Annotated in this window: 20 protein-coding genes and 1 pseudogene; 16 read left to right on the top strand and 5 right to left on the bottom strand. The window is 47.1% G+C overall.

Annotated elements, in window-relative coordinates:
* The first annotated feature begins 31 nt into the window (after positions 1–31).
* Positions 32–682, top strand: a complete 651-nt coding sequence (gene ung / locus RJ32_RS01490) for a uracil-DNA glycosylase (RefSeq protein ID WP_011233781.1) — start codon at positions 32–34, stop codon at positions 680–682.
* 11 nt (positions 683–693) lie between these two features.
* Here ung and RJ32_RS01485 read toward each other — a convergent pair whose 3' ends face one another.
* Complete coding sequence (locus RJ32_RS01485; protein WP_034818456.1) at positions 694–1560, bottom strand: LysR family transcriptional regulator; 867 nt, start codon at positions 1558–1560, stop codon at positions 694–696.
* A gap of 112 nt (positions 1561–1672) precedes the next feature.
* Between RJ32_RS01485 and RJ32_RS01480 the strand changes: the two genes are divergently transcribed.
* The 4 genes from RJ32_RS01480 to RJ32_RS01465 all read left to right on the top strand — a co-directional run bounded on the left by RJ32_RS01480 (position 1673) and on the right by RJ32_RS01465 (position 6938).
* Complete coding sequence (locus RJ32_RS01480; RefSeq protein ID WP_034818455.1) at positions 1673–2998, top strand: NADH-quinone oxidoreductase subunit L; 1326 nt, start codon at positions 1673–1675, stop codon at positions 2996–2998.
* A complete protein-coding gene (locus tag RJ32_RS01475; protein WP_034818454.1) occupies positions 2995–5268 on the top strand; it encodes a putative inorganic carbon transporter subunit DabA in 2274 nt (757 codons plus the stop codon). Before RJ32_RS01480 ends, RJ32_RS01475 begins: the two co-directional genes overlap by 4 nt.
* The gene (locus RJ32_RS01470) at positions 5235–5459 is read left to right on the top strand and encodes a hypothetical protein (protein WP_235598893.1); all 225 of its coding nucleotides are present in this window, start codon (positions 5235–5237) and stop codon (positions 5457–5459) included. Before RJ32_RS01475 ends, RJ32_RS01470 begins: the two co-directional genes overlap by 34 nt.
* 204 nt (positions 5460–5663) lie before the next feature.
* Positions 5664–6938, top strand: a complete 1275-nt coding sequence (locus tag RJ32_RS01465; RefSeq protein WP_235598892.1) for a Fic family protein — start codon at positions 5664–5666, stop codon at positions 6936–6938.
* Between the two features lie 35 nt (positions 6939–6973).
* Here the strand turns inward: RJ32_RS01465 and RJ32_RS01460 are convergent, their stop codons facing one another.
* The gene (locus RJ32_RS01460; RefSeq protein WP_034818451.1) at positions 6974–7426 is read right to left on the bottom strand and encodes a type II toxin-antitoxin system HigA family antitoxin; all 453 of its coding nucleotides are present in this window, start codon (positions 7424–7426) and stop codon (positions 6974–6976) included.
* A 717-nt stretch (positions 7427–8143) separates the two neighbouring features.
* On the opposite strand from RJ32_RS01460, the gene RJ32_RS01450 reads away from it, so the two are divergent.
* Both RJ32_RS01450 and RJ32_RS01445 read left to right on the top strand, forming a co-directional pair.
* On the top strand, positions 8144–8413 hold the full coding sequence (locus tag RJ32_RS01450; protein WP_034818449.1) for a transcriptional regulator: 270 nt from the start codon (positions 8144–8146) through the stop codon (positions 8411–8413).
* On the top strand, positions 8406–9686 hold the full coding sequence (locus RJ32_RS01445; RefSeq protein WP_034818448.1) for a HipA domain-containing protein: 1281 nt from the start codon (positions 8406–8408) through the stop codon (positions 9684–9686). Before RJ32_RS01450 ends, RJ32_RS01445 begins: the two co-directional genes overlap by 8 nt.
* A 23-nt stretch (positions 9687–9709) precedes the next feature.
* On the opposite strand, the gene RJ32_RS01440 is transcribed toward RJ32_RS01445, so the two are convergent.
* Positions 9710–9922, bottom strand: coding sequence for an MBL fold metallo-hydrolase RNA specificity domain-containing protein (locus RJ32_RS01440; RefSeq protein ID WP_082815425.1), 213 nt, complete (start codon positions 9920–9922; stop codon positions 9710–9712).
* A gap of 244 nt (positions 9923–10166) precedes the next feature.
* Between RJ32_RS01440 and RJ32_RS14450 the strand changes: the two are divergent.
* Together RJ32_RS14450 and RJ32_RS01435 are read left to right on the top strand one after the other, a co-directional pair.
* A pseudogene (locus tag RJ32_RS14450) lies at positions 10167–10478 on the top strand (DUF4143 domain-containing protein); the annotation flags it as partial.
* Between the two features lie 8 nt (positions 10479–10486).
* A complete protein-coding gene (locus RJ32_RS01435) occupies positions 10487–12001 on the top strand; it encodes a Fic family protein (RefSeq protein WP_034818446.1) in 1515 nt (504 codons plus the stop codon).
* A gap of 272 nt (positions 12002–12273) precedes the next feature.
* Here the strand turns inward: RJ32_RS01435 and RJ32_RS01430 are convergent, their stop codons facing one another.
* Both RJ32_RS01430 and RJ32_RS01425 read right to left on the bottom strand, forming a co-directional pair.
* Positions 12274–13305, bottom strand: a complete 1032-nt coding sequence (locus RJ32_RS01430) for an IS110 family transposase (RefSeq protein WP_034818445.1) — start codon at positions 13303–13305, stop codon at positions 12274–12276.
* A 135-nt stretch (positions 13306–13440) separates the two neighbouring features.
* A complete protein-coding gene (locus RJ32_RS01425; RefSeq protein ID WP_034818444.1) occupies positions 13441–14832 on the bottom strand; it encodes an MBL fold metallo-hydrolase RNA specificity domain-containing protein in 1392 nt (463 codons plus the stop codon).
* Between the two features lie 203 nt (positions 14833–15035).
* Between RJ32_RS01425 and abiEi the strand changes: the two genes are divergently transcribed.
* The 7 genes from abiEi (at position 15036) to RJ32_RS01390 (ending at position 21582) form a co-directional block, all read left to right on the top strand.
* On the top strand, positions 15036–15611 hold the full coding sequence (gene abiEi, locus RJ32_RS01420) for a type IV toxin-antitoxin system AbiEi family antitoxin (protein ID WP_051018707.1): 576 nt from the start codon (positions 15036–15038) through the stop codon (positions 15609–15611).
* A complete protein-coding gene (locus tag RJ32_RS01415; RefSeq protein ID WP_034818443.1) occupies positions 15601–16497 on the top strand; it encodes a nucleotidyl transferase AbiEii/AbiGii toxin family protein in 897 nt (298 codons plus the stop codon). The genes abiEi and RJ32_RS01415 overlap by 11 nt, the downstream gene beginning before the upstream one ends.
* A 161-nt stretch (positions 16498–16658) precedes the next feature.
* Positions 16659–17618: a Wzz/FepE/Etk N-terminal domain-containing protein gene (locus RJ32_RS01410; protein WP_034818537.1), complete on the top strand. Its 960-nt coding sequence runs from the start codon at positions 16659–16661 to the stop codon at positions 17616–17618.
* Between the two features lie 220 nt (positions 17619–17838).
* Positions 17839–18924, top strand: coding sequence for a dTDP-glucose 4,6-dehydratase (gene rfbB / locus RJ32_RS01405; protein ID WP_034818442.1), 1086 nt, complete (start codon positions 17839–17841; stop codon positions 18922–18924).
* On the top strand, positions 18921–19799 hold the full coding sequence (rfbA, locus tag RJ32_RS01400; RefSeq protein ID WP_034818441.1) for a glucose-1-phosphate thymidylyltransferase RfbA: 879 nt from the start codon (positions 18921–18923) through the stop codon (positions 19797–19799). Before rfbB ends, rfbA begins: the two co-directional genes overlap by 4 nt.
* Entirely contained in the window at positions 19796–20893 is a 1098-nt protein-coding gene (locus RJ32_RS01395) for a DegT/DnrJ/EryC1/StrS aminotransferase family protein (protein ID WP_034818440.1), read from the top strand. The genes rfbA and RJ32_RS01395 overlap by 4 nt, the downstream gene beginning before the upstream one ends.
* On the top strand, positions 20893–21582 hold the full coding sequence (locus RJ32_RS01390) for a WbqC family protein (protein WP_034818439.1): 690 nt from the start codon (positions 20893–20895) through the stop codon (positions 21580–21582). The genes RJ32_RS01395 and RJ32_RS01390 overlap by 1 nt, the downstream gene beginning before the upstream one ends.
* Positions 21583–21589 lie beyond the last annotated feature (7 nt).

Below are 21589 nucleotides of genomic sequence, written 5' to 3'. Positions count from 1 at the left end.
GTAGCCTGACACAAAACAAAGGAATAAGACCATGCCCTGGAGCACTCTTTTAGCCGAAGAAAAGCAGAAGCCTTATTTTCAGCAGCTGTGGCAGCGGGTAGAGCAGGCGCGGCAGGAAACCGTAGTGTATCCGCCCAAAGAAGACGTGTTCAATGCGCTTAAGCTCACCGACCCGGAAAATATTAAAGTGGTTATTCTGGGACAGGACCCATATCACGGGCCCGGTCAGGCGCATGGTTTGAGCTTTTCAGTACCCGAAGGCGTTAAGTTTCCGCCGTCGCTGCGCAACATGTTTAAAGCCATAGCCATAGACTACCCCGATACTGTCTTACCGCAGCATGGTGATTTAACCAGCTGGGCCGAGCAGGGTGTGTTGTTGCTGAATACCGTACTTACGGTAGAGCAGGGTAATGCGCACAGTCACGCCAGTTGGGGCTGGGAAACTTTTACCGATACCGTTATCAGCAAGGTGTCGGACGCAACCGATCATGTGGTGTTTTTGCTCTGGGGCTCGCACGCGCAGAAGAAAATACCGCTTATTGACGGCAACAAACATTGCATACTGACCGCGCCGCATCCATCGCCGCTGTCAGCACATCGCGGGTTCTTCGACGCCAACCATTTCCGCAAAACCAACGATTATTTACAGCAACACGGGCGTCAGCCCATTCGGTGGGTGTAGTTCACGTAACATTAAACAAACCGCTGCAGCAGCTTGGCGACCATGGGGTGTTCGAATGGGCGCTTCAGGGTTATGGCGTAAAAATGCTCGAATACATTAGGCAGGGTTAAATAGCGCTTCAACTGCCCGCTGGTCAGCTCGTCCCGCACCACAACGTCCGGAATAACTGCCAGCGCGCCGGTATCCCTGGCTAACAGGCGCAACATTGCCATATCGTCGGCCTCGGCCAGCACTCGCGGTTGCCAGTTGTACTCCGCACTGAGCATATCGAAAGCCGCACGCAACGGCATATTTTCCGGCGGCAACACCCAGTTATTATTGGTCAAAGCCACATCGGTTAATTGCTCAATGTCACGACCCGGAGGCCCAATAACAGACACCGGCTGCCGCGCCAGTAAGCGGCTCTGCCACAGTTGCTTGTCGCTGCCGCGCACACTGGTATTGGCCAGCGCAATATCAATTTGATGATCCGCCAGCTCATTAAATAACTGGTCCGGCGTCATTGAATGCAGCCGGTACTGAACGTCCTGCTGATGCACCAGCTCGTGAATAAAAGCTTCCACAAAGTTACGCGACATGGTCGAGGCATGACCAATGCGCACAACCAAATCACTGCCGTCCATACCTTGCTTTAGCTGGTTAACCAGGTTCTCACCTTCGTGAAAAATTCGGTCGGCATACTGGCGCGCAATGTACCCGGCCTGAGTCAGCACTAACTTACGACCTGTGCGCTCAAACAATGGCGTACCCAGCCACTCTTCCAATTGTTTTATTTGCGCCGACAACGCCGACTGCGACACATGAAGCTTCTGCGCGGTTTGGGTTAAATGCCCGTTTTCTGCCACGTGCCAAAAGTAATAAAGGTGCTTATAATTCATCGGGCTCACCAACCGTTCACTTAAAACGAATGAATTTATAGTTTATATCTATTTTACTTAACATCAAGCCAGCACCCATAATTGCTCCAAACAAGACACACGAGGCGCATTCATGGCGGAATGGTTGACACTATCGGGCATACGACCGGTTTTACTGGTGCTGGTTGCAGTATTAGCATGGGTCGTTACGCGTTACGCCTTCAGAAATTTCCGGCTGGATCCGCGCCGCCGCTCATTCGTCACCAAGCTGGTTGGCTGCCTTATAGCGGTCTTCATTCTTATTGTCAGCAATAACCTTATTGTCTTTTTCGCCGCCTGGATGGCAATAAGCCTGCAGTTGCACAGCCTGCTTATGTTCTACCCCGAACGCGACCGCGCCGTACTGGCTGCGCACAAAAAATTCATTCTGGCACGCTGCTCCGAAACCTTTTTGGGCACGGCGTTTATTATTATGTACTTAACCACCGGCAGTCTGCAGCTGGACACGGTTTTGCAGCAGTTCGGCACTGCCCCCACGCACCTTTCTCAGCACATTGCCGCGTTGTGCCTGATTATGGCGGCTCTCATTAAATGCGCCCAGCTACCCTTGCATGGCTGGCTTATCCAGGTGGTTGAAGCACCGACCCCGGTCTCAGCTTTGTTGCATGCCGGTATTATTAACCTTGGCGGCTTTTTACTGCTGGCAACCGTACCGCTATGGAGTAACAGCGCGCCGGCCGTGTGGCTGCTGTGTCTGGTGTCGGCAGCGTCGTGCTGCTTTGCCGCTCTTATTATGGCCACCCGCATTAGCATAAAAGTGCGCTTAGCCTGGTCTACCAGCGCGCAAATGGGGCTTATGCTGCTGGAAATTGGCTTAGGTTATTACGACTTAGCCCTACTGCACCTGGTGGCGCACTCGGTTTATAAAGCCCATGCGTTTTTGTCGGTAAGCGAGGTCGCAATAATAAAGCAGCCTCAGGCCCGGTCGTTGTGGCGTATTGGCGTTGTCTTTATGGTGTTTCAGGGCATTATTGCCGCTGCCTGCTGGTGGTTTCTCGGTAACCCTAAATGGCTTCCGTCGGCGTTACTCGCCATGGCGCTAACTACCTTATGGATGAACCTGCATCAGAAGCTTCTGCGAATTGCGGTGTCGGCGTTAACTGTCGTAGTTTACCTTTTGCTGGGTGCGTTGGCGCATCAGATTATTGAGCCGCAGCCACCATTCAGTAACGTCTGGCTGGAGCCTGCTGTAACCCTTATGTTTAACGCCTTCGCCTTTACCTACTGGCTGGTGCATCACACGCCGTCGCACCGGCTTAGCCAGCGCTGGTTCATTACCTTAAACGCCGGGTTGTATCTAGACGAATGGTTAACGCGGCTGGTGCTGTGGCTCTGGCCCAGTCACCCCATTCACTATTACCAGCGGCAGGGTCGCATTCAGCAGGAGAAACACTCATGAGCGCAGCGAATCGTTTAGCGACTATTGCCGGGCAGGTGAGTAAAGCCATTGCGCCACAATGGCCGTTGTCTCAGTGGATAGCGGTTAACCCCTTCTGGCATTACCGCCAGCAGCCGGTGGCCGGGGTTGCCGCGCACTGGCGTTACAGCGCCGGTACACGTTTGCTCATGAGCCCGGACTTTTACTGGCAACAATGGCAGCAAAACCGAATAGACGCAGCGCTGGTCACCAACAAAATGGTAAACGAGCTGGAGCAGCGGTCCCTGCTAAAAGCGCAACTGCCGCAGTGGCGTAACCTCAGCCAGTTGGTGGACAAATACACGCGGCGCCGCCGCAAAATGCGCTGGAACGACGAGGTGGTGCTGCAAATTAGCCAAACCTGTGGCTTATTCATGCAGTTTCCAACCCGCTTTCAGCAGGCCGGTAAAGACAGCTCGTTGTATCAGCATTGGCTGACTATTTCGCGTGCCGATCGCGGCATTGAAACCTTAATGGACGAGGCTGAACTCACCGAGTTGTTCGCACAATTGCCGGATGACCCACACAAGCTTATTCAAGTGTGCCATGACAACTTTTTAAGTGACGCGTCAGATTACGCTCTACGCTGTTACAGCCAGGCGCTTATCAGTGACTTATGGGGTTGGGCCGCGGCATTTTCCTATCAGGACGCTCGTCAGGACAGCCAGTGGGTATTCGAACTGCTGTGCATTCGTCTGGCCTGGGAATACATTCTGTGGCAGCTGGCCGAGCGCACCAATACTAAGGTTTATCAGCAGCTGCAGCAGGCTTTAAGCGCGCAAGTTGAAAATTGTGAAGGGCAGGTGGCTCATATTGAGCAGCACAACAGCTTATTGTGGCAATGGCAGGCGGTTTACGAACGCTCGCAGCTAAACACTTTGCAGTTTAAACCCGACACAGTAGAAGAGAGTAACGCGCCGGACGTGCAGGCGGTGTTCTGTATTGATGTGCGCTCAGAGCGTTATCGTCGTGCGCTGGAACAGGCTGGGAAAAGCCTGGGCAGCTTAGTACAAAGCAAAGGCTTTGCCGGGTTCTTTGGGGTGCCGCTGGCCATTCAGCGTAAAGGTCGCAATGTTCCTCATGTACCGGGGTTACTGCAACCGGCGTACTACATTAAAGCACCAGCGCGTAAGCAATCGGTTGGTTCCTTATTAAGCAATATGTTCAATGCGCCGGTCTCCATGTTCAGCGGCGTTGAAGCACTGGGCTTAAGTAAACTGAAGTCCTTACTCACCGGAGTGCCCGGACAACTGGCTACAGCTAATAATGCGTACATTGCTGACGGCAGCATTTGTGAGCATAACGGCGAGGCGTCAATGGAATCGTTGGTGAGTATTTGCCAGCAGGCTCTGGCGGGAATGCAGTTTACTCGCTTCGCGAGGCATATTGTGCTGGTCGGGCATGGCTCGCATCACAGCAACAATGCTCAACGAGCAGGACTTAACTGCGGCGCCTGCGGTGGTCAAACCGGTGCGTTAAGTGCCCGGGTATTAGTGCGGCTGCTTAACAACCAGGATATTCGTGAACAATTGCGCGAGCAGGGCGTTGCTATTCCCGACGCTACTCAGTTCCATTCCGCTATGCATGAAACCGTAACCGATAAGGTTATCTGGCTGTCCAATACTGTTCCGGACAGCGTCAAACAAGTGTTCCGCGCAGCAACAGAAAAGCTAACCCAGGCCTGCGGCGAGTCAGAAAAAGACCGTAAAACACGTTCCGGCCATTGGGCTGAACTACGCCCGGAATGGGGGCTGGCTGACAACAACGTCTTATTTTTCGGACAGGCTGATCGGCTAACCTCGGCTGATACCATCGGCAGTAACTTTCTGCACGACTACAACAGTAAAAATGACCCAAATGGTGAACTGCTGGCTCAGCTCATGAGCGCTCCGGGGCTGGTCGCTAACTGGATAAACTGGCAGTACTACTGCTCAGTAACCGAACCCAAACAACTGGGTAGCGGCAATAAGTTGCTGCATAACCGAGTAGCCAACGACATTGGTGTTTTTGAAGGCAACGGTGGTGACTTGCGCCAGGGGCTGGCCTGGCAGTCAGTACATAACGGTAGCGACTTTGTGCACCGGCCTATGCGGCTGCAGGTTATCGTCGAAGCCGATGAAGCCACCATTCAGCGGGCGCTGGCAAAGGCTGCCGCTTTTAACGAACTTTTTGAACAACAGTGGATCAATCTGCATCGACTGAACGCGCGAGGTGAACTATGTCCAGTGACAACACCAGTAACAGCAAAATGACAGCGACAACCTGTCATACCCTGAAAGCCTTTTATGACTGCGTGCGCTCGCGGCCGTTTAACCAGCCCTTCGCCCTGCGCTACAACGACGGCAGCATCGACCACGGACTAAACTCCGAAGAAGCAGCCAAAGAAAGCCTGCGCGCACACCACAACCCCTACCTCGAACAACCCGTTGTTGTTGAGTGGTAGCCTGACATGTCGATCCTATCACTAATGCCGACTTATCTATGGAGTATATTAAAACGTAAATTTTAAAATTTGTGTTTTCTTTGTTTTTTTACTATATTTAAATTCAATTGTTCGCTTTGGATAACAGTAATGGCAAGGGTTCGAGTACCACCTTCTATGGAAAAACTATTTTCAGAATTTCCACCTGAGGCGGTTTTTAAAGCAATGAAAACTTATAGTGTCACCAACTCGAAAGGTGAGTACTTACCGTGGGACAAATTCAAGTGGCGGGTCAACAAGGGCGATAACGCAGAGCTCGCATGGTTAGCAACCAAAGTTGCCAGAACTAATGTGAGTCGGAATTTATCGGAGTTGTGCCTGACTAATGATGGACCTTGTTTTAAAGTCTGTATCCCCGACTCTTTACAGGCAAAACTCCATTATATTGATAAGCTGACCGGAGGTTCGCAAAGCGTTTCCGATCATCCTTTCTTCGGAAAGCAGGAAAAGAATGCCTATTTAGTCCAAAGTTTATTGATGGAAGAGGCTATTACGTCTTCGCAACTGGAAGGAGCGTCGACAACGCGCAAAGTTGCGAAAGAGATGCTTGAATCGGAGCGTCAGCCACAGAACAAATCCGAACAAATGATCGCCAATAACTACCGTTTAATGAAGCGGGCGGTCAGTCTGAAGAGTGATGAGTTAAACATTCCTCTTATTTTGGAGTTACATGAGATAGCGACCCATAATGCTATCGATAATGACGCGGTTCCGGGTGAGTTCAGAACGAGCGACGATATTGATATACGCGACCAATATAACGACGTAGCGCATGTGCCGCCGAAAGCGAGTAGCCTACAGGAACGCATGGAAAAGCTGTGTCAGTTTGCCAATGAAGAGCACGGACAACTTAACTCGGATAACTTCATTCATCCTTTAGTCAAAGCTATTATTCTGCACTTTATGGTGGCCTATATTCACCCGTTTGGCGATGGCAACGGACGTACTGCAAGAGCTTTGTTTTATTGGTTTATGCTGAAGTCGGGCTATTGGCTGTTCGAGTATGTGTCCATTAGTAAACTGATTCAGGAAAAACGTACCGACTATGATCGGGCGTTTTTATACACCGAAACTGACGATAATGACCTAACGTACTTTCTATATCATCAGGTCGATATTGTGGTGAAGGCCGTTGATGCGCTACGCGACTACATAGAGCGCAAAGAAAAAGAAATATTCGAGTTCATGAATTGGGTTGAAAAAAGCTCTGTTGCCAAAGCTCTAAAAAGGGGGCAACTGGACATACTAAAAGAAGCGGTGAAGAACCCGGGGCGGGTATTCACCGTGAAAACCGTGGCAAACAACCTTGGATGTAATGAGAATACCGCACGGACCTATTTAAACGACCTCTCCAAGCGAGACTTGCTATTGGTGGGTAAAGCCAGCAAAGGAAAAGCTATGCGTTACATTGCGCCCGCTGATCTTGCCGAACGGTTGTAGTCGTACTCCTGACGTAATTACGTCAGGTGCGGTATCTATTCAACAAAGTAGCTAACAGGAAGGTTAAAATATCTGGCAAAGCCTTTTGCTTGGTTTAGGTTGACAGTGCGCTTGCCGTTTAATAGCTCGCTTATTACGCTTTGAGGCGCTATATTCTTCAAGTCTTTCTGTTTTACTGAGCGGGTTTCCATTAGCATTTTTAGCTTCTCGGCAACTGGAACAGTAGGCATTTCCATTTGATTTTCAAATTCTTCGATGCGATCAGAAATTGCGTTAGCAAACACTAGCACAATATCGTTTTCGTGCTGAGCCAAATCCATTAAGTAGTCCATAACAGCGGCTCTATCAATAAGCTCTTTTTCAGACTGAATGGGTGTATAAGTGTAATGAAAAAGTTCAACGGCAGTTCCAGCAAACTCCGTTGCTGTAGCACTTATTGCAGAAGCTACTTGCCCTAGTGCGACCATTTCGTCCTGTTGAGCGTTCATAGTCATTACCTTTTTAATTTGCCCTGGTGAACATTGTGCTTACACCACTTATCGTACTCGGAGTGTGACAAAATATCTCTTACAAAGAGTGTATTGTGTCCTAGTTTTGCAAGTATTCGGCAGCTGCTTCCGTGGACATCAAAAATATATAAATCAAATATGGTGCCATAGCCACCGTTCTCATTCTTCAGCCGCTTTCCGGCTATTCGGTCTGTATTCCAACCGGATGCTCGGCGCCAAATATCTTTAATTTGGTTGTAAGAATGCGCATTAAGAGAGTTTTGACTAAAAATATGACACCATAAATCTAACCCTGCTTGCCACTGAGGGTATTGAAGCATGGCATTTTTTACTCGCTTCTTTGTGATAATTCTCAAAATGCATCCTATGCTGATAAAATATCGCATTTTGCGATATTTGGCAATTTAAAGTGAAACTAAGATTTCGATGAACCAAGTAACAAGGCTACACAAGCTGGTACAGGAAAAGAACCAGACAAAGCATGCTGCGCTGTATGAAGATGCTGAATTATATCATTACGATATTCACTCAATCTAATGAATTCCTGATTTAAAAAACGAGAAGTTAGTTTTTTTCACTCTTTCGAGTGAATAGTGTTGATTTTCTGCATATTTAGATCTATATTCATTCAATCTGATGAATTTAACATCTCACCTGATGCTATTGCATCAGGTACGGCTCAAAGCAGGAGCACCTATGCTGCTAGAAGCAAAAGACACAAAAACTATTGGGCGTATTGCAAAAGTCGTGCGGCAGCAACAAGACTTGGACCAGACCACAGCTGGCGCTTTTGCAGGCTGTGGCATTAATTTTGTGAGTCAATTCGAAAACGGCAAGCCAACAGTGCAACTGGAAAAGGCCCTAAATGTACTAAATGCACTTGGCATAAAAGTCTACTTAGACATTCCCGACAGCGCTTCGGGCGACAAGCTCACTGAATTAACCGGACTCCTCAATCATGAGTAGTTCACTTGTCGAAGAACGCGAACTCAATGTTTATATTAATGACAAGCATGTTGGTCAATTAAAAGAACACAACGGGCTTTGGGTTTTCGAATACACGCAAAGTTGGCTAAAAGATCCCAAACGATTCGCTTTAACGCCTTCGCTAAGCCTAAACAAAAAAGAGCACATAGATACCGGAACACAACGTCCAGTACAGTGGTTTTTTGACAACCTGTTGCCGGAAGAGAAAGCCCGCGAGGTTTTGGCAAAAGACTATCAACTGGATAAAGAGGACGCATTTGCGCTTTTAGAGGCTATAGGGTCTGAATCAGCAGGTGCTATTACCTTGCTAAAACCCGATGAGAAACTGCCACCGGGTGAACTCTTTCCCTTGTCGGACAAAGAACTAAGCCAACGAATTCAAAAATTGCCGAAAACACAGCTCAATAATAAAGAACGTAAGCGCATGTCGCTTGCTGGCGCACAGCATAAAATGTTGTTGGTAATAAAAGGAAAAGAGCGTTTTGAGCCAAGCGGGCAGGTGCCATCAACGCATATTTTAAAACCTGAACACTCTGAACCGGGCTCATACTGGTTTACTGTGCGCAATGAACACTTCGTAATGACATTAGCCGAAAAGTGCCAGTTAACGGTTCCACGTGTTGCTATCGATTACATCCCGGAACCGGTCTACATTGTTGAACGCTTTGATCGTACTGGGCAACTACCAAACATTAAGCGGCTTCATGTTCTGGATGGTTGTCAAATTTTGGATATCTCTGCATCGGCTAAATACCGGGCAAGTAACGTCACTGCGCTTAATCGTCTAATTGCAATGACGCGAGCTCCCGCGCAAACGGCAATCCGTTTGTTTCGCTGGGTGCTGTTTAATTTCCTTGTTGGTAACGGTGATGCTCATTTAAAAAACCTGACATTTTCATACAGTTTGAACGACTGCCAACTTATGCCACATTATGACCTTTTATCGACAGCTGTTTACGTAGCTGCCGGTGAGCATATTAATGAGGAGTTGTCTCAGTCATTGGGAAATGCGAGGAACTTTGGGCAAGTCACCCGGGAGAACGTGTTAGTTTTCGCGCAAGAGCTTAGGTTAAGTAAGCGTGTTGCAGAGCGTGAAATTGACAAACTTTGCGTTCAAATTCAACAGCAAGCAGATGAACTTATTGCGCAGATAGAAGCAGTGCCTGTTTATGAGCAAAAAGCCGGTGAATTGCAACTATTGCGTAATATCCGCTACCGGTGCATCGGAGAGTTTATCGCCCAGATTACCTGACCTCTTCGTAGCTGACATTTATGTCAGGTGAGATGCCGCTCCTGACATAAATGTCGGGCTACGCCCAATCCGTAACGAGCTTTAATCTTAGCCGCCAACGCCTGTCGCGCATCGGCTTCGCCATGAATTAACCGTATGCGCTTAACCGGTGCTTCGGTAGCGTCAATAAAGTCCAGCAGTTCTTGCTGGTCCGCGTGGGCTGAATATCCCGCCACGGCGTACCGGCGGCTTGACACCCCACAATATGCCCGGCCTGACGAAAACGAAGTTTAAACCGTTCGTGGCAAGAGCCTGTAACCCCTTCAAACGCGCCGTGGTGTATTACGTCCATGTGTTGGTTCCGTCTTGTTTAAAGCAACAAGGTTACAAAAACTAGCGGAAAAGCGCTATGGGATAAATGGGTGATATTGCACACATGAATCTATAATTAGCCGATGTCTTACTTTCAATTAGACGAACTTCTATTTTCAATCGGACGAGCTTTGGAAGGATAATGAGTTACTTGAACAATTACTGGAAACTTTCATCTATCAGGAGCTTAGAAAACATGCTGGTTGGTATGATGAGGATCTGAAGTTCTATCATTTTAGAAACAAGGACAAAGTAGAAGTCGATATTCTAAACGTCAGTCTACATGCAGGATGCCTGCGCTCTCGATTAACGTTGATGGATTACTTAGCGTTAAAACCTATGAATAGATATACTTCTAAACCTGTAAATGGTAAAACATTAAAACCTATAAAACATAAAGCGTTAAACTCGAAATTTAATACAGTTTTTGAGCCATATTAGGAACTCACATGAACGATGTATCACAAAAACTGGCAAGCTCTCTTGAGCAGTTAAAGCAGCTTCAGGAGTCAGGCGTTGTCGCTATACAATCAAAGCATCTTAGTCGAACACATCGTGAACGATTGTTAAAGCACGGGTTTATTAAGGAAGTTATGCGAGGCTGGTACATACCAGCTATGCCCGATGAAAAACCTGGTGACAGCACCTCTTGGTATACATCGTTTTGGGACTTCTGTAGTGCCTATTTGTCAGAGCGGTTCGGCAACGCTTGGTGCTTATCACCAGAGCAGTCAATTAACTTTCATATTGGTGATAAAACGGTGCCTCAGCAGTTGCTCGTGCGGTCTCCCAAGGGAAATAACAAGCCAACTTCTTTCTTACATGACACGTCTATTTTTGATGTCAGACTGAATATGCCTAACGCTGAACAAATTGAGAGTTTGAACGGCTTAAATGTTTACAGTTTGCCTGCTGCGTTAGTGAATTGTTCGGCTAATCAGTTTTTGAATACACCCATTCAAATGCGAACCGCCTTATCAATGGTGACCGATGCCTCAGACGTGTTATCTGTTTTGTTGGCTGGAAGCCATAGTGTGATTGGCGGCCGACTCGTCGGGGCTTTTAGAAATATTGGTCGGGATGTCATTGCCGATAATATTTTAAAAGGTATGCAAGCTGCAGACCTAAAAGTGCAGGAAGAAGACCCTTTTGAAGAAAAAGCTTTGGTCAATTTCGGTCGCCGTGACTTGTCACCTTACGCTAATAGATTAAGGCTTATGTGGGCACAAATGCGTGAAAGCGTAATAAAGCACTTTCCTGAACAACCAAAGCACCCCCTCGATATTGACACCTATATGGCCGAGTTAGAGGAAAAATACGTGACTGACGCTTACCATTCACTATCTATTGAGGGTTATCGGGTTACAAGGGAACTGATTGAGCTTGTCCGCTCAGGAAACTGGCAAGCTGACGGTTCAGATGAAAGCAAAAAGCACTTGGATGCTATGGCTGCAAAAGGTTACTGGAACGCGTTTCAGGAAGTGAAAAAAGCCGTTAGGGAAGTATTAGAAGGCAAGAACCCGGGTGAGTTATTAGAACAAGTGCATAGCGATTGGTATTTGGCTTTATTTAGTCCGAGTGTGGCGGCCGGTATTATTAAACAGGCGGATCTGGCCGGCTACCGGACAGGCCCTGTCTATATTCGTCAGTCGAAGTACACACCACCAAGCCGCGAAGCTATACGTGACATGATGCCAACGCTTTTTGATTTGCTAATAGAAGAAGACAACGCTGCCGTTCGGGCCGTTTTAGGTCACTTTATTTTTGTCTATATTCACCCTTATTTCGACGGTAACGGCAGAATGGGTCGCTTTATTATGAATTTAATGATGGCGTCAGGTGGCTACCCGTGGACGGTGGTTCCCGTAGAGAGGCGCAACGAATATATGCAGGCACTGGAAGCGGCCAGCGTTAAACAAGATATAAAGCCGTTTACCCAGTTTCTGGCGTCGCTCCTGACGTAAACGTCATATATGGTCCCCTCCCGTTTTGCAACGGCAACTCGTGGTAAATGTCGGGGCGCTCGCATATATACGGCCTGTTTATGGTGCGCTTTGCGCACCTGGCCTGGATGAACTCCGCACGGCAACTGGCTTATCAGGCTAACGTACTGAGTGTACTGAGGCTATCCAGTCTCAGTTGCCGTCGGTTTACCCTATTTTACCATCCTGCTTACGTTTGCAACTCCCGGAAGGAATGAACCTTCGCTTTGCTCTTTTACTGAACGCTGTTGCTGTTAAGCAGCAGTCATTCGGTAATCTTCTTGATTCTTTAACATCGCCCAGATTATCCGGGCGTGCTTATTGGCCAGTGCCACTGCGGCAACATTGTTGCCCCGGCGTTTGGCAATATCCTGTGCCCAGAGGCTCAGTCGGTCATCACGTTGTTGCGCTACCCGCAGCGCAGAGCGCGCTCCGTGCACCAGCAGTGTCCTGAGCTTGGTATTGCCTTTTTTGGTAATACCACCTAAACGGTCTTTGCCGCCGCTGCTGTTTTGCCGTGGTACCAGCCCCAGATATTCCGACAGGTTACGGCCGCGCTTAAATTCATTCACATCGCCTATCAGAGCCAACAACGATGTTGCTGTTATCGGGCCGATGCCCGGTATCGTCATCAGCCTGCGGCTGTCTTCGTTGTTATCAGCCTGTGCCGCTAAGCGCTTATCCAGTGCTTTAACCTCTTCGTCCACCGTGCGAAGCATTTGATACAGGCGGTTGATTAAGTCCCGGGACTGAAGCGTCAGCGCATTGCTGTCGTCTTCCAGTATCTCCGGCACTCTCTGCAGTATGGTACTCACCCGCTTGGGTAAAATAATGCCGTACTCAGCCAACTGACCTCTTAGCCGGTTCGAGAACTGCGTTCTCGTCTGCACGAAGCCTTCCCGCTGATTCACCATCAGCGCTAAATCCTGCTGCTCAATGCTTTTCAGCCTGACCGTCTGACGATTAGGCCGTGATGCCGCCTCGGCTATCGCCCGGGCGTCATTCGCATCGTTCTTCTCACCCTGCAAATACGCTTTGACGAAGCGTGGTGGCAGCGCCACCGTTTTATAACCCAGTTTTTCACATTCGCGGCGCCAGTAATGACTCATGCCGCAGGACTCAACCGCTACTTCACAGTCATCCGTACGGCTCAGCGTCGCCAGCTTCGCTAACACTTTATTGCTGCGCAGTTTTTTATTAAAAACTTCCTGCTCATTTTCATCCAGCGCCAAAACCTGAATAAAATCCTTTGCCAAATCCAGGGCAATTCTGTTTACAATAGCCATTGGTCCTCTCCACTCTGTTTCTATAGAAGCTTGAACCTCTATATTGGCACATTGCGATGCCGTAAGAGGGAGGGGACCATCTCATCAGGCTACATGCACCCGTAGCCTGACGTTATTTACGTCAGGTACGATGTTTCAATCAACAACCACGCCATATCGCTCGCGAATTTTCGCGGCCAACGCAGCCCGGGCGTCGGGCTCTCCGTGAATTAAGCGTATGCGTTGCACCGGCTCTTCGGTGGCGTCTATAAAGTCTAAAAGCTCTTGTTGGTCGGCGTGAGCGGAATAACCACCTAAAGTATAAATACCCGCTTTAATCCAGACTCGCTCGTGGTCTAAGTCGACATAACCACCGCGCGGACCGTAGGTTTGTATATCGCGCCCCGGGGTTCCGGCGGCCTGGTAGCCTACAAACAACACATCGGTGCGTGGGTCGGGCAGTAAGGCTTTTAAGTAATTCAGCATACGCCCGCCGGTACACATACCGCTGGCAGCAATGACAATGCAGGGGTCACCGCTGCTTTTTAAATAGTTCACCACACGTTCATGGTCACTGTGGTCGTCTACCGTCATCATACGGTCGAAGTTTAACGGGTGTCGGTCTTCATCTACGCGAGCCAACGCCTCTTCGTCCCACAACGCCTTCATGGCTCGGTACTGCTTAGTATACTGCGCGGCCAGTGGGGAATCTAAAATAACCGTCATTTTGTGCCATACGGGGTCTGCGACACCAGTCTCCGCTTCCTTAGCCCGTGCTTTATGAATAATGTCTTCCAACTCGTATAAAAGTTCTTGCGTACGGCCAATGCTAAACGCCGGAATTAAAATAGTTCCTTTGTTCTCTACACAACGCTCAACCACCGACTTCAGGCGTTGCTCGCGGTCAAGGCGCGACTCATGGTTCTTGTCACCGTAAGTACTTTCCAGCAACAGAAAGTCGGCGCGTTCCAGAGGAGTTGGGTCGGGCAACAACGGCGTGTTTTTACAACCCAAGTCACCTGAGAACACTACACGGTAGTGAGTGCTCACATTCTCAATTTCCACATAAGACGACCCCAGAATATGGCCCGCCTGACGAAAGCGCAGCTTAGCGCGCTCAGTAGCGAAGTCGGCGGGCAGTTCTAACCAATCATCATACTCCACCGGTTGTAGCTGGCGCTGCAGGCGAGTCACTACTGAATCAATAATATCGGCGTTGCGGGTTAAACCCACTTTTAACGCGTCTTCAATAACTAGCGGCAACAAATGCGCGGTAGCTTTAGTGCAGTAAATAGGGCCGGTAAAGCCGGCAATTAACAACCAGGGAATGCGGCCTACGTGGTCAATGTGGCAGTGGGTCACCACCAACGCCTGCACCTTGCTAATATCGAAGTCAATTTCCTGCGTGTTCGAATCCGCTCCCGAGCCTGAAGTTTCCGCCCCCTGAAACAGCCCGCAGTCAATTAAAAGTGAGTGGTCACTGTCTAACAACAGTTCGTGGCAAGAGCCCGTAACGCCTTCAAACGCGCCGTGGTGTATTACGTCCATGTGTTGGTTCCGTCTTGTTAAAACAGCCAGACTACAAAAAACGGCGGAAAATCGCTATCGGACAAAAGGGTGATATTGGATCATTCCAAATAACCGAGGTCTTTAAGTTTACAGTAGGTTATCTTTTTTAATAACTAACTGTAGACCTTATTGGTTAATTGGTATACATTAGGTTATTAAATTTATTAACCTAATGCATACCTATGAGCACACATCAGTTGAAAGGTAAGTTACATGCGTTGCAAAAATATACACATCATGCGCTTGTATCTATGCCACAATTTAAGATGTTAATGCCAGAATATTCAGACGATGCACTAAAAGTCCGTCTAAATTACCTGGTAAAAAAAGGCGTCCTTCAAAAGGTTTGTCGGGGAGTATGGGCTTTTCCTGAAAGCCACTATTACCACTCGACGAGTATTTTGCACTTACCGCATTTGGTGCGGCCATCAAGCCTTAATTACCTCAGTTTGGAATCTGTACTCAGCAAATATAGCGTTATTAGTCAGCAGATGTTTGATTATGCCACTGTAATGACAACGGGGCGGAGTGGGACATTTAAAACTCCACTTGGGACGCTTGAGCTTACACACACTAAGCGTGACCCAATGGAAATCACTAATGAGACGCACCCGTTAGATGATTATCCATTGAGAGAAGCGACAATAAAGAGAGCGTACTTAGATTTGAAAAACGTCGGACGAAATCTCGAATTGGTTGACCAGGATGCTTTAAGTGAAGCGATTACAAGACAAGGAAGTGATAACTATGAACATTAAATCTCTTGCGCAAAAAATTTGTGCTGATTCGCCGGAGTTAGCGGGTCTTACGACAACAGTTGAAAAAGAGCTGCTCCATTATGAAGTGCTAGCTTCAATGGCAAAGCACGGTTTTCTTAAACAACTTACCTTTCAAGGTGGTACCTGTCTGCGAATGATGTATGGATCGAATAGGTTATCGGAAGATTTGGGTTTTGTGGGTGGCGCAGATTTTAACTTTGATCAGCTAGCCCATCTTCGTGACTGCCTACATGAAGACCTGTCGCAAAGGCACAACCTAAGAGTCAATGTGACTGAACCCAATTACGATAAACTATCGGATAGAGAAGCTATTCAGGTAGGCCGTTGGAAAATATCTATTGAAACCGAGCCTGATAAGAAAAGCCTGCCATGGCAGAAAGTGAAATTGGAAGTTGCAACAGTTATTGCCCATACGCAAGTTCTAAGGCCGCTTGTAAAAACCTATCCTAGTGTTCCCGATGCCTACGTAAGCATTCTTCTCAACTGTGAAACACTCGAAGAAATTGCTGCTGACAAGTTTGTTGCTCTAGCCCTGCGCCGTTCGATTAAAGCACGAGATGTTTGGGATATTGCCTGGCTAAATCAGCGTAATGTACAGGTAGATGCGGAGTTAGTTCGAACCAAGTTTCAGGACTATCATCAAACTACCGGTTTTGAAGCGCTTTCCGGGCGGCTAAAAGAGCTACCATCTTATATGGCTTCAGGTGATTTTCAGCAGGAAATGCAGCGCTTTCTACACTCATCAACGGTCGCTAATAGTATCGAGCAGGACGTTTTTATCGACTATCTTACCGATACCGTGATCCGAATGGGCGACCAGCTATTACGCGAGCAAAGTGGTGGGTCACCGGAATTTAAGATGTAAGTTAAGGAACTAACCGCTTAAAATATCACCAATTACTAACAATAAAGCCTTTGTAGGAAAAGGGCTACGTGCGGTATCATACTCGCTTGATCAAAATTATCTGCACCATCGGCCTATGGGAACCGCAACCCATGGGCGGTAGCGTGCCTGAAGGCCCAATAATGACAAACGATACTCATAACTACGACCCTCAACGGCATTCGGATTACCAAGACGACGAAATTGACCTGCGCGAGCTGTTTGGCATTATCTGGCAGGGCAAATGGTGGATTATTGCCATTACTTTTGTGTTCGCCGTGGGCTCGGTTATTTACTCGCTAAGCCTGCCGAATATTTATAAGTCAGAGGCAACCTTGGCGCCGACGGAAGAAGCTAGTGGTGGCGGACTCTCGCAAATGGCGGGGCAATTGGGTGGTCTGGCAAGCTTAGCTGGCGTTAATCTCGGTGGTGGTAATACCGACAAAACCACAATCGCCCTCGAAATTTTAAAGTCTCGCGCCTTCATAAAAGGCTTTGTCGAAAAGTACGACATTTTGCCAGAGCTTATGGCGGTAGAGGAATGGAACCGAGGCAGCGGTGTTGTCTTTAACAACGAGCTGTATAACCCGGACACCAAAGAATGGGTCAGAGAAGTCGAGCCACCTAAACAGCCGGAACCGTCTAGCTGGGAGTACGTAAAAGTTTTCAGAGAGAGTGTACTGGAAGTTAGCAAGGACGACACAACCGGTCTCGTAACAATAGCAGTAAACCATCAGTCACCCGAAGTAGCTGAACAGTGGGTAGTTTGGCTTATTGAAGAAATAAACAACCACATGCGTGAGCGTGACATTCAGGAAGCCCAGCGAAGCCTTGAATATTTAGACAAAGAACTGCAAAGCACATCGTTAAGTGACATGCAGCAAGTGTTTTACCAGCTTATCGAAAAGCAAACACAAACCATTATGCTGGCGAATGTTCGCCCTGAATACATTTTCCAAACTTTAGACCCTGCCGTGGTGCCAGAGCAAAAAGCGAAACCATCGCGTGCGCTAATATGCATTATTGGTACCTTCTTAGGTGGCTTTTTAAGTGTTGGCTTTGTGTTAGTCAGAAACATATTCAGAAAAGAAGACGAAAAATAAAAAATGAAGGGATGCAATTTTGCAATAGTGGGACCTATTGCTAAATTTGCAAATTTAATCTTATTAATCAATAAATTAAGTAAGATTTAAGTGCCATTTTTCAGTCTCAAACACAACAAAACTTGTCTTTCTAAGAAAAAATCCTGAGTTTTAATGCCGAAAATTTTCGGCTTTTTTTCGCTAGAATTCCAACTTTTAAGAATAGAAAAGCTAATAATCTATGAAAATTCTTGTAACCGGTGGAGCCGGATTTATCGGCTCAGCTGTGATCCGACATATCATCGATGATACTGCTCACAGCGTTGTTAATGTCGACAAGTTAACCTACGCAGGCAACCTCGAAAGCCTGGCATCAGTCAGTGACAGTGATCGGTATGCTTTTGAGCAAGTTGATATTTGCGACGCAAACGAAGTCAAACGTGTATTCGAAGAGCATCAGCCTGACGTTGTCATGCACTTAGCTGCAGAGTCTCACGTGGACCGCTCCATCGACGGTCCTGGCGAATTCATGCAAACCAACATTATTGGTACTTATACGCTGTTAGAGCAAGCAAGAGCCTACTGGCAAAACTTACCAGAGAGTGAAAAGGCTACCTTTAAGTTTCATCATATATCGACCGACGAAGTTTACGGCGACTTACCACACCCGGATACTCATAACGGTGAACTACCGTTATTCACTGAAACCACCGCGTACAAACCGAGCTCGCCGTACAGTGCTTCAAAAGCCAGCAGTGATCATTTAGTTAGAGCCTGGCATCGTACTTACGGATTGCCAACGGTTATTACTAACTGCTCGAACAATTACGGGCCATATCACTTCCCGGAAAAACTCATTCCATTAATGATATTAAATGCATTAGACGGTAAGCCGCTACCCGTTTACGGCAAAGGAAACCAGATACGCGATTGGTTATACGTCGAAGACCACGCTCGAGCACTAATGACCGTGGCAACCGAAGGCAAAGTGGGCGAAACTTACAACATTGGTGGACATAACGAAAAGCAAAACATTGAAGTGGTCACCACCATTTGCGACATACTCGACGAGTTAGTACCCATTAACAGCTCGTATAAAGACCTAATAACGTACGTTGAAGACCGCCCCGGTCATGACATGCGCTACGCGATTGATTCTACTAAAATCAAGAATGACTTAGGCTGGGTACCAGAAGAAACGTTCGAGTCAGGTATACGAAAAACAGTTCAGTGGTACCTGGATAACCAAAAAAGGTGCCAGCGTGTGCAGGACGGTAGCTATCAGCGAGAGCGGCTAGGAAGTGCACAGTCAGGAGAAGTGGAATGAAAGGAATAGTATTAGCAGGCGGTTCTGGAACACGCCTATACCCAATAACAAAAGGCGTGTCGAAGCAGTTATTGCCTATTTACGACAAGCCGATGATTTACTACCCGTTGTCGGTATTAATGCTCGCGGGGATTCGTGAAATACTCATTATCTCCACGCCAGAAGACTTACCAAATTTTGAAAAGCTGTTAGGCGATGGTGCACAGTTTGGTATAGAACTCTCCTATAAAGAACAGCCAAGTCCTGATGGTTTAGCACAAGCGTTTATTCTTGGTGAAGAGTTTATTGGTGATGACAGCGTGTGTTTGGTGTTGGGTGACAACATTTTTTATGGACAAGGTTTCAGCCCTAAGCTGCAACATGCTGTAAGCCAAACATCAGGCGCAACAGTGTTTGGCTACCAGGTTAAAGACCCAGAGCGTTTTGGTGTTGTGGAGTTTGACGAAAATAAGCGAGCTATTTCAATTGAAGAGAAGCCAGCGGAGCCTAAATCGAATTACGCGGTGACTGGACTGTACTTCTATGACAATGACGTTGTTGAGATAGCGAAACAAGTTAAACCCTCTGACCGAGGTGAGCTGGAAATTACCAGCATAAACCAGGCTTACCTAGAGCGTGGCGACTTAAATGTAGAACTTTTAGGGCGAGGCTTTGCCTGGCTTGATACTGGCACCCACGAAAGTCTGTTGGAAGCCGCGCAGTTTGTCGAAACCATTGAAAAGCGTCAGGGGTACAAAATTGCCTGCCTGGAAGAAATAGGCTACCTACAAAATTGGCTGAGCTGGGAGCAAGTACAGCAGGCCGGTCAAGATTTGCGAAAAAATGGCTATGGCGAATATTTACTTAGTCTGCAGCCTAAGAAGTCTTCAGTATGATACCTGTCACAAAACCTTACCTGCCTAGCCGTGAAAAGCTCGACAAATATATTGACGGTATTTATGAACGTGAGTGGCTGACGAATAACGGTCCTTTGGTACAAGAGTTGACCAAACGCTTAGAAGAATACCTTGGCGTTGAAAATCTACTGTTAGTTTCAAACGGGACGCTTGCACTGCAAATTGCTTACCGCGCGCTTGGTGTTAGCACAACTAACCGTGAAGAAAAACCTGAAGCTATCACCACCCCTTTTAGTTTTGTCGCGACAGCAAGTTCTTTAAAGTGGGAAGGCGTGGAGCCAGTGTTTGCAGACATAGACCCAGGTACCTGGTGTTTAGACCCTAAAAACATCGAAAAAGCTATAACGCCGGAGACCAAAGCTATTGTGCCAGTGCATGTGTTCGGTAATGCGTGTGAAGTAGAAGCAATAGATGAAATAGCCAAAAAGCATAACTTCAAAGTTATTTACGACGCTGCGCATGCTTTTGGAGTGAACTACAAAGGTGAAAGTTTATTGCGGCATGGAGATGCGGCAACTCTAAGCTTTCATGCGACAAAGCTGTTTCACTCCATTGAGGGAGGCGCTATTGTCTTTAAGAGAAAAGAAGACTTAGAAACAGCAAAAAAAATGATGAGCTTTGGCATTACGGGGCCCGATGCTATTGAAGAGCTTGGAATTAATGCAAAAATGAATGAGTTTCAGGCTGCTATGGGGTTATGTGTTCTGGATGAAATAGAAGAGAACCTTAAAGCTCGTGCTACTGTGTGGCATCTTTATGAGCGAGAATTGAGCCAGTCGTTGCAATTACAAGTTAAGCCAGAAGAACAAGATTATAACTATGCTTATTTCCCCGTTGTATTTGAAAGTGAAGAACGAGCCGTGAAAATAGCGGAAAACCTGAAAGAAAATGGTGTATTGGCGAGGCGGTATTTTTACCCCTCTCTAGATGCAGTGGAATATTTAGGAGCGGGGAAACCGGAACCAATATCTAAAGACATTGCGAGCCGGATATTGTGTTTACCAATTTACAATAAACTTTCCGAAGTTGAGCAACATAATATTATTAATGTGATTAAGGGAGAACTGAAGTAATGAAGCTGGCGGTTATGCAGCCATATCTCTTCCCCTATATTGGCTATTTTCAGTTGATTCACGCCGTCGACCTTTTTTTGATTTACGATGACGTTGCTTATATAAAACAAGGGTATATAAATAGAAATAATATTTTATCACCAAATGGAGCTACACGGTTTACAATTCCAGTACCAGGAGCATCTTCGAATAAATTGATAGCCGACTTAGAATTTTCCAAAGATGTGAAAAAGGCACTTAAAACAATAGAACAAAGTTACTCTAAGGCTCCTTACTTTAAAGCTGTATTTCCTATAATCCAGAGAGCTCTCGAATTTGACGAACGTTCGATTGCTTCTGTATGTCAAAAAAGCTTTAAAGATATTTTTTCTTATTTGGGCATAGAAAAACAGTTTAAAAAAACCAGTGAGCTTGAATATGATCGCTCAGCTGCCGCTCGCGACCGTTTAATTACCTTATGCCATCAATTTGAAGCGGACTGCTATGTGAATGCGCCTGGTGGTAGAAAGCTATACGAGAAAGACGATTTTGCCGAGTCTGGGCTCGATCTGAAGTTCGTTGACCCCATGGCAGTCGAGTACCCGCAGTGTGGGAGTCAATTTGTTCCGAATCTGTCGATTATTGATGTGTTAATGAACTGCTCCCGAGATCAAGTAATAGAGTACATGAAACGCTATGAGCTCAATTAAGTGTCGA

The sequence above is a fragment of the Idiomarina sp. 28-8 genome (assembly GCF_000320945.2).
Classification (GTDB): Bacteria; Pseudomonadota; Gammaproteobacteria; order Enterobacterales; family Alteromonadaceae; genus Idiomarina; species Idiomarina loihiensis.
The sequence above is the reverse complement of the archived record's forward strand: the minus strand, read 5'-3'. Positions and strand labels throughout refer to the sequence as shown.

Excerpts from the sequence above, each read along its gene's own strand:
- ung (WP_011233781.1), top strand. The coding sequence starts at position 32 with ATGCCCTGGAGCACTCTTTTAGCCGAAGAAAAGCAGAAGCCTTATTTT.
- RJ32_RS01485 (WP_034818456.1), bottom strand. The coding sequence starts at position 1,560 with ATGAATTATAAGCACCTTTATTACTTTTGGCACGTGGCAGAAAACGGG.
- RJ32_RS01480 (WP_034818455.1), top strand. The coding sequence starts at position 1,673 with ATGGCGGAATGGTTGACACTATCGGGCATACGACCGGTTTTACTGGTG.
- RJ32_RS01475 (WP_034818454.1), top strand. The coding sequence starts at position 2,995 with ATGAGCGCAGCGAATCGTTTAGCGACTATTGCCGGGCAGGTGAGTAAA.
- RJ32_RS01470 (WP_235598893.1), top strand. The coding sequence starts at position 5,235 with ATGTCCAGTGACAACACCAGTAACAGCAAAATGACAGCGACAACCTGT.
- RJ32_RS01465 (WP_235598892.1), top strand. The coding sequence starts at position 5,664 with ATGAAAACTTATAGTGTCACCAACTCGAAAGGTGAGTACTTACCGTGG.
- RJ32_RS01460 (WP_034818451.1), bottom strand. The coding sequence starts at position 7,426 with ATGAACGCTCAACAGGACGAAATGGTCGCACTAGGGCAAGTAGCTTCT.
- RJ32_RS01450 (WP_034818449.1), top strand. The coding sequence starts at position 8,144 with ATGCTGCTAGAAGCAAAAGACACAAAAACTATTGGGCGTATTGCAAAA.
- RJ32_RS01445 (WP_034818448.1), top strand. The coding sequence starts at position 8,406 with ATGAGTAGTTCACTTGTCGAAGAACGCGAACTCAATGTTTATATTAAT.
- RJ32_RS01435 (WP_034818446.1), top strand. The coding sequence starts at position 10,487 with ATGAACGATGTATCACAAAAACTGGCAAGCTCTCTTGAGCAGTTAAAG.
- RJ32_RS01430 (WP_034818445.1), bottom strand. The coding sequence starts at position 13,305 with ATGGCTATTGTAAACAGAATTGCCCTGGATTTGGCAAAGGATTTTATT.
- RJ32_RS01425 (WP_034818444.1), bottom strand. The coding sequence starts at position 14,832 with ATGGACGTAATACACCACGGCGCGTTTGAAGGCGTTACGGGCTCTTGC.
- abiEi (WP_051018707.1), top strand. The coding sequence starts at position 15,036 with ATGAGCACACATCAGTTGAAAGGTAAGTTACATGCGTTGCAAAAATAT.
- RJ32_RS01415 (WP_034818443.1), top strand. The coding sequence starts at position 15,601 with ATGAACATTAAATCTCTTGCGCAAAAAATTTGTGCTGATTCGCCGGAG.
- RJ32_RS01410 (WP_034818537.1), top strand. The coding sequence starts at position 16,659 with ATGACAAACGATACTCATAACTACGACCCTCAACGGCATTCGGATTAC.
- rfbB (WP_034818442.1), top strand. The coding sequence starts at position 17,839 with ATGAAAATTCTTGTAACCGGTGGAGCCGGATTTATCGGCTCAGCTGTG.
- rfbA (WP_034818441.1), top strand. The coding sequence starts at position 18,921 with ATGAAAGGAATAGTATTAGCAGGCGGTTCTGGAACACGCCTATACCCA.
- RJ32_RS01395 (WP_034818440.1), top strand. The coding sequence starts at position 19,796 with ATGATACCTGTCACAAAACCTTACCTGCCTAGCCGTGAAAAGCTCGAC.
- RJ32_RS01390 (WP_034818439.1), top strand. The coding sequence starts at position 20,893 with ATGAAGCTGGCGGTTATGCAGCCATATCTCTTCCCCTATATTGGCTAT.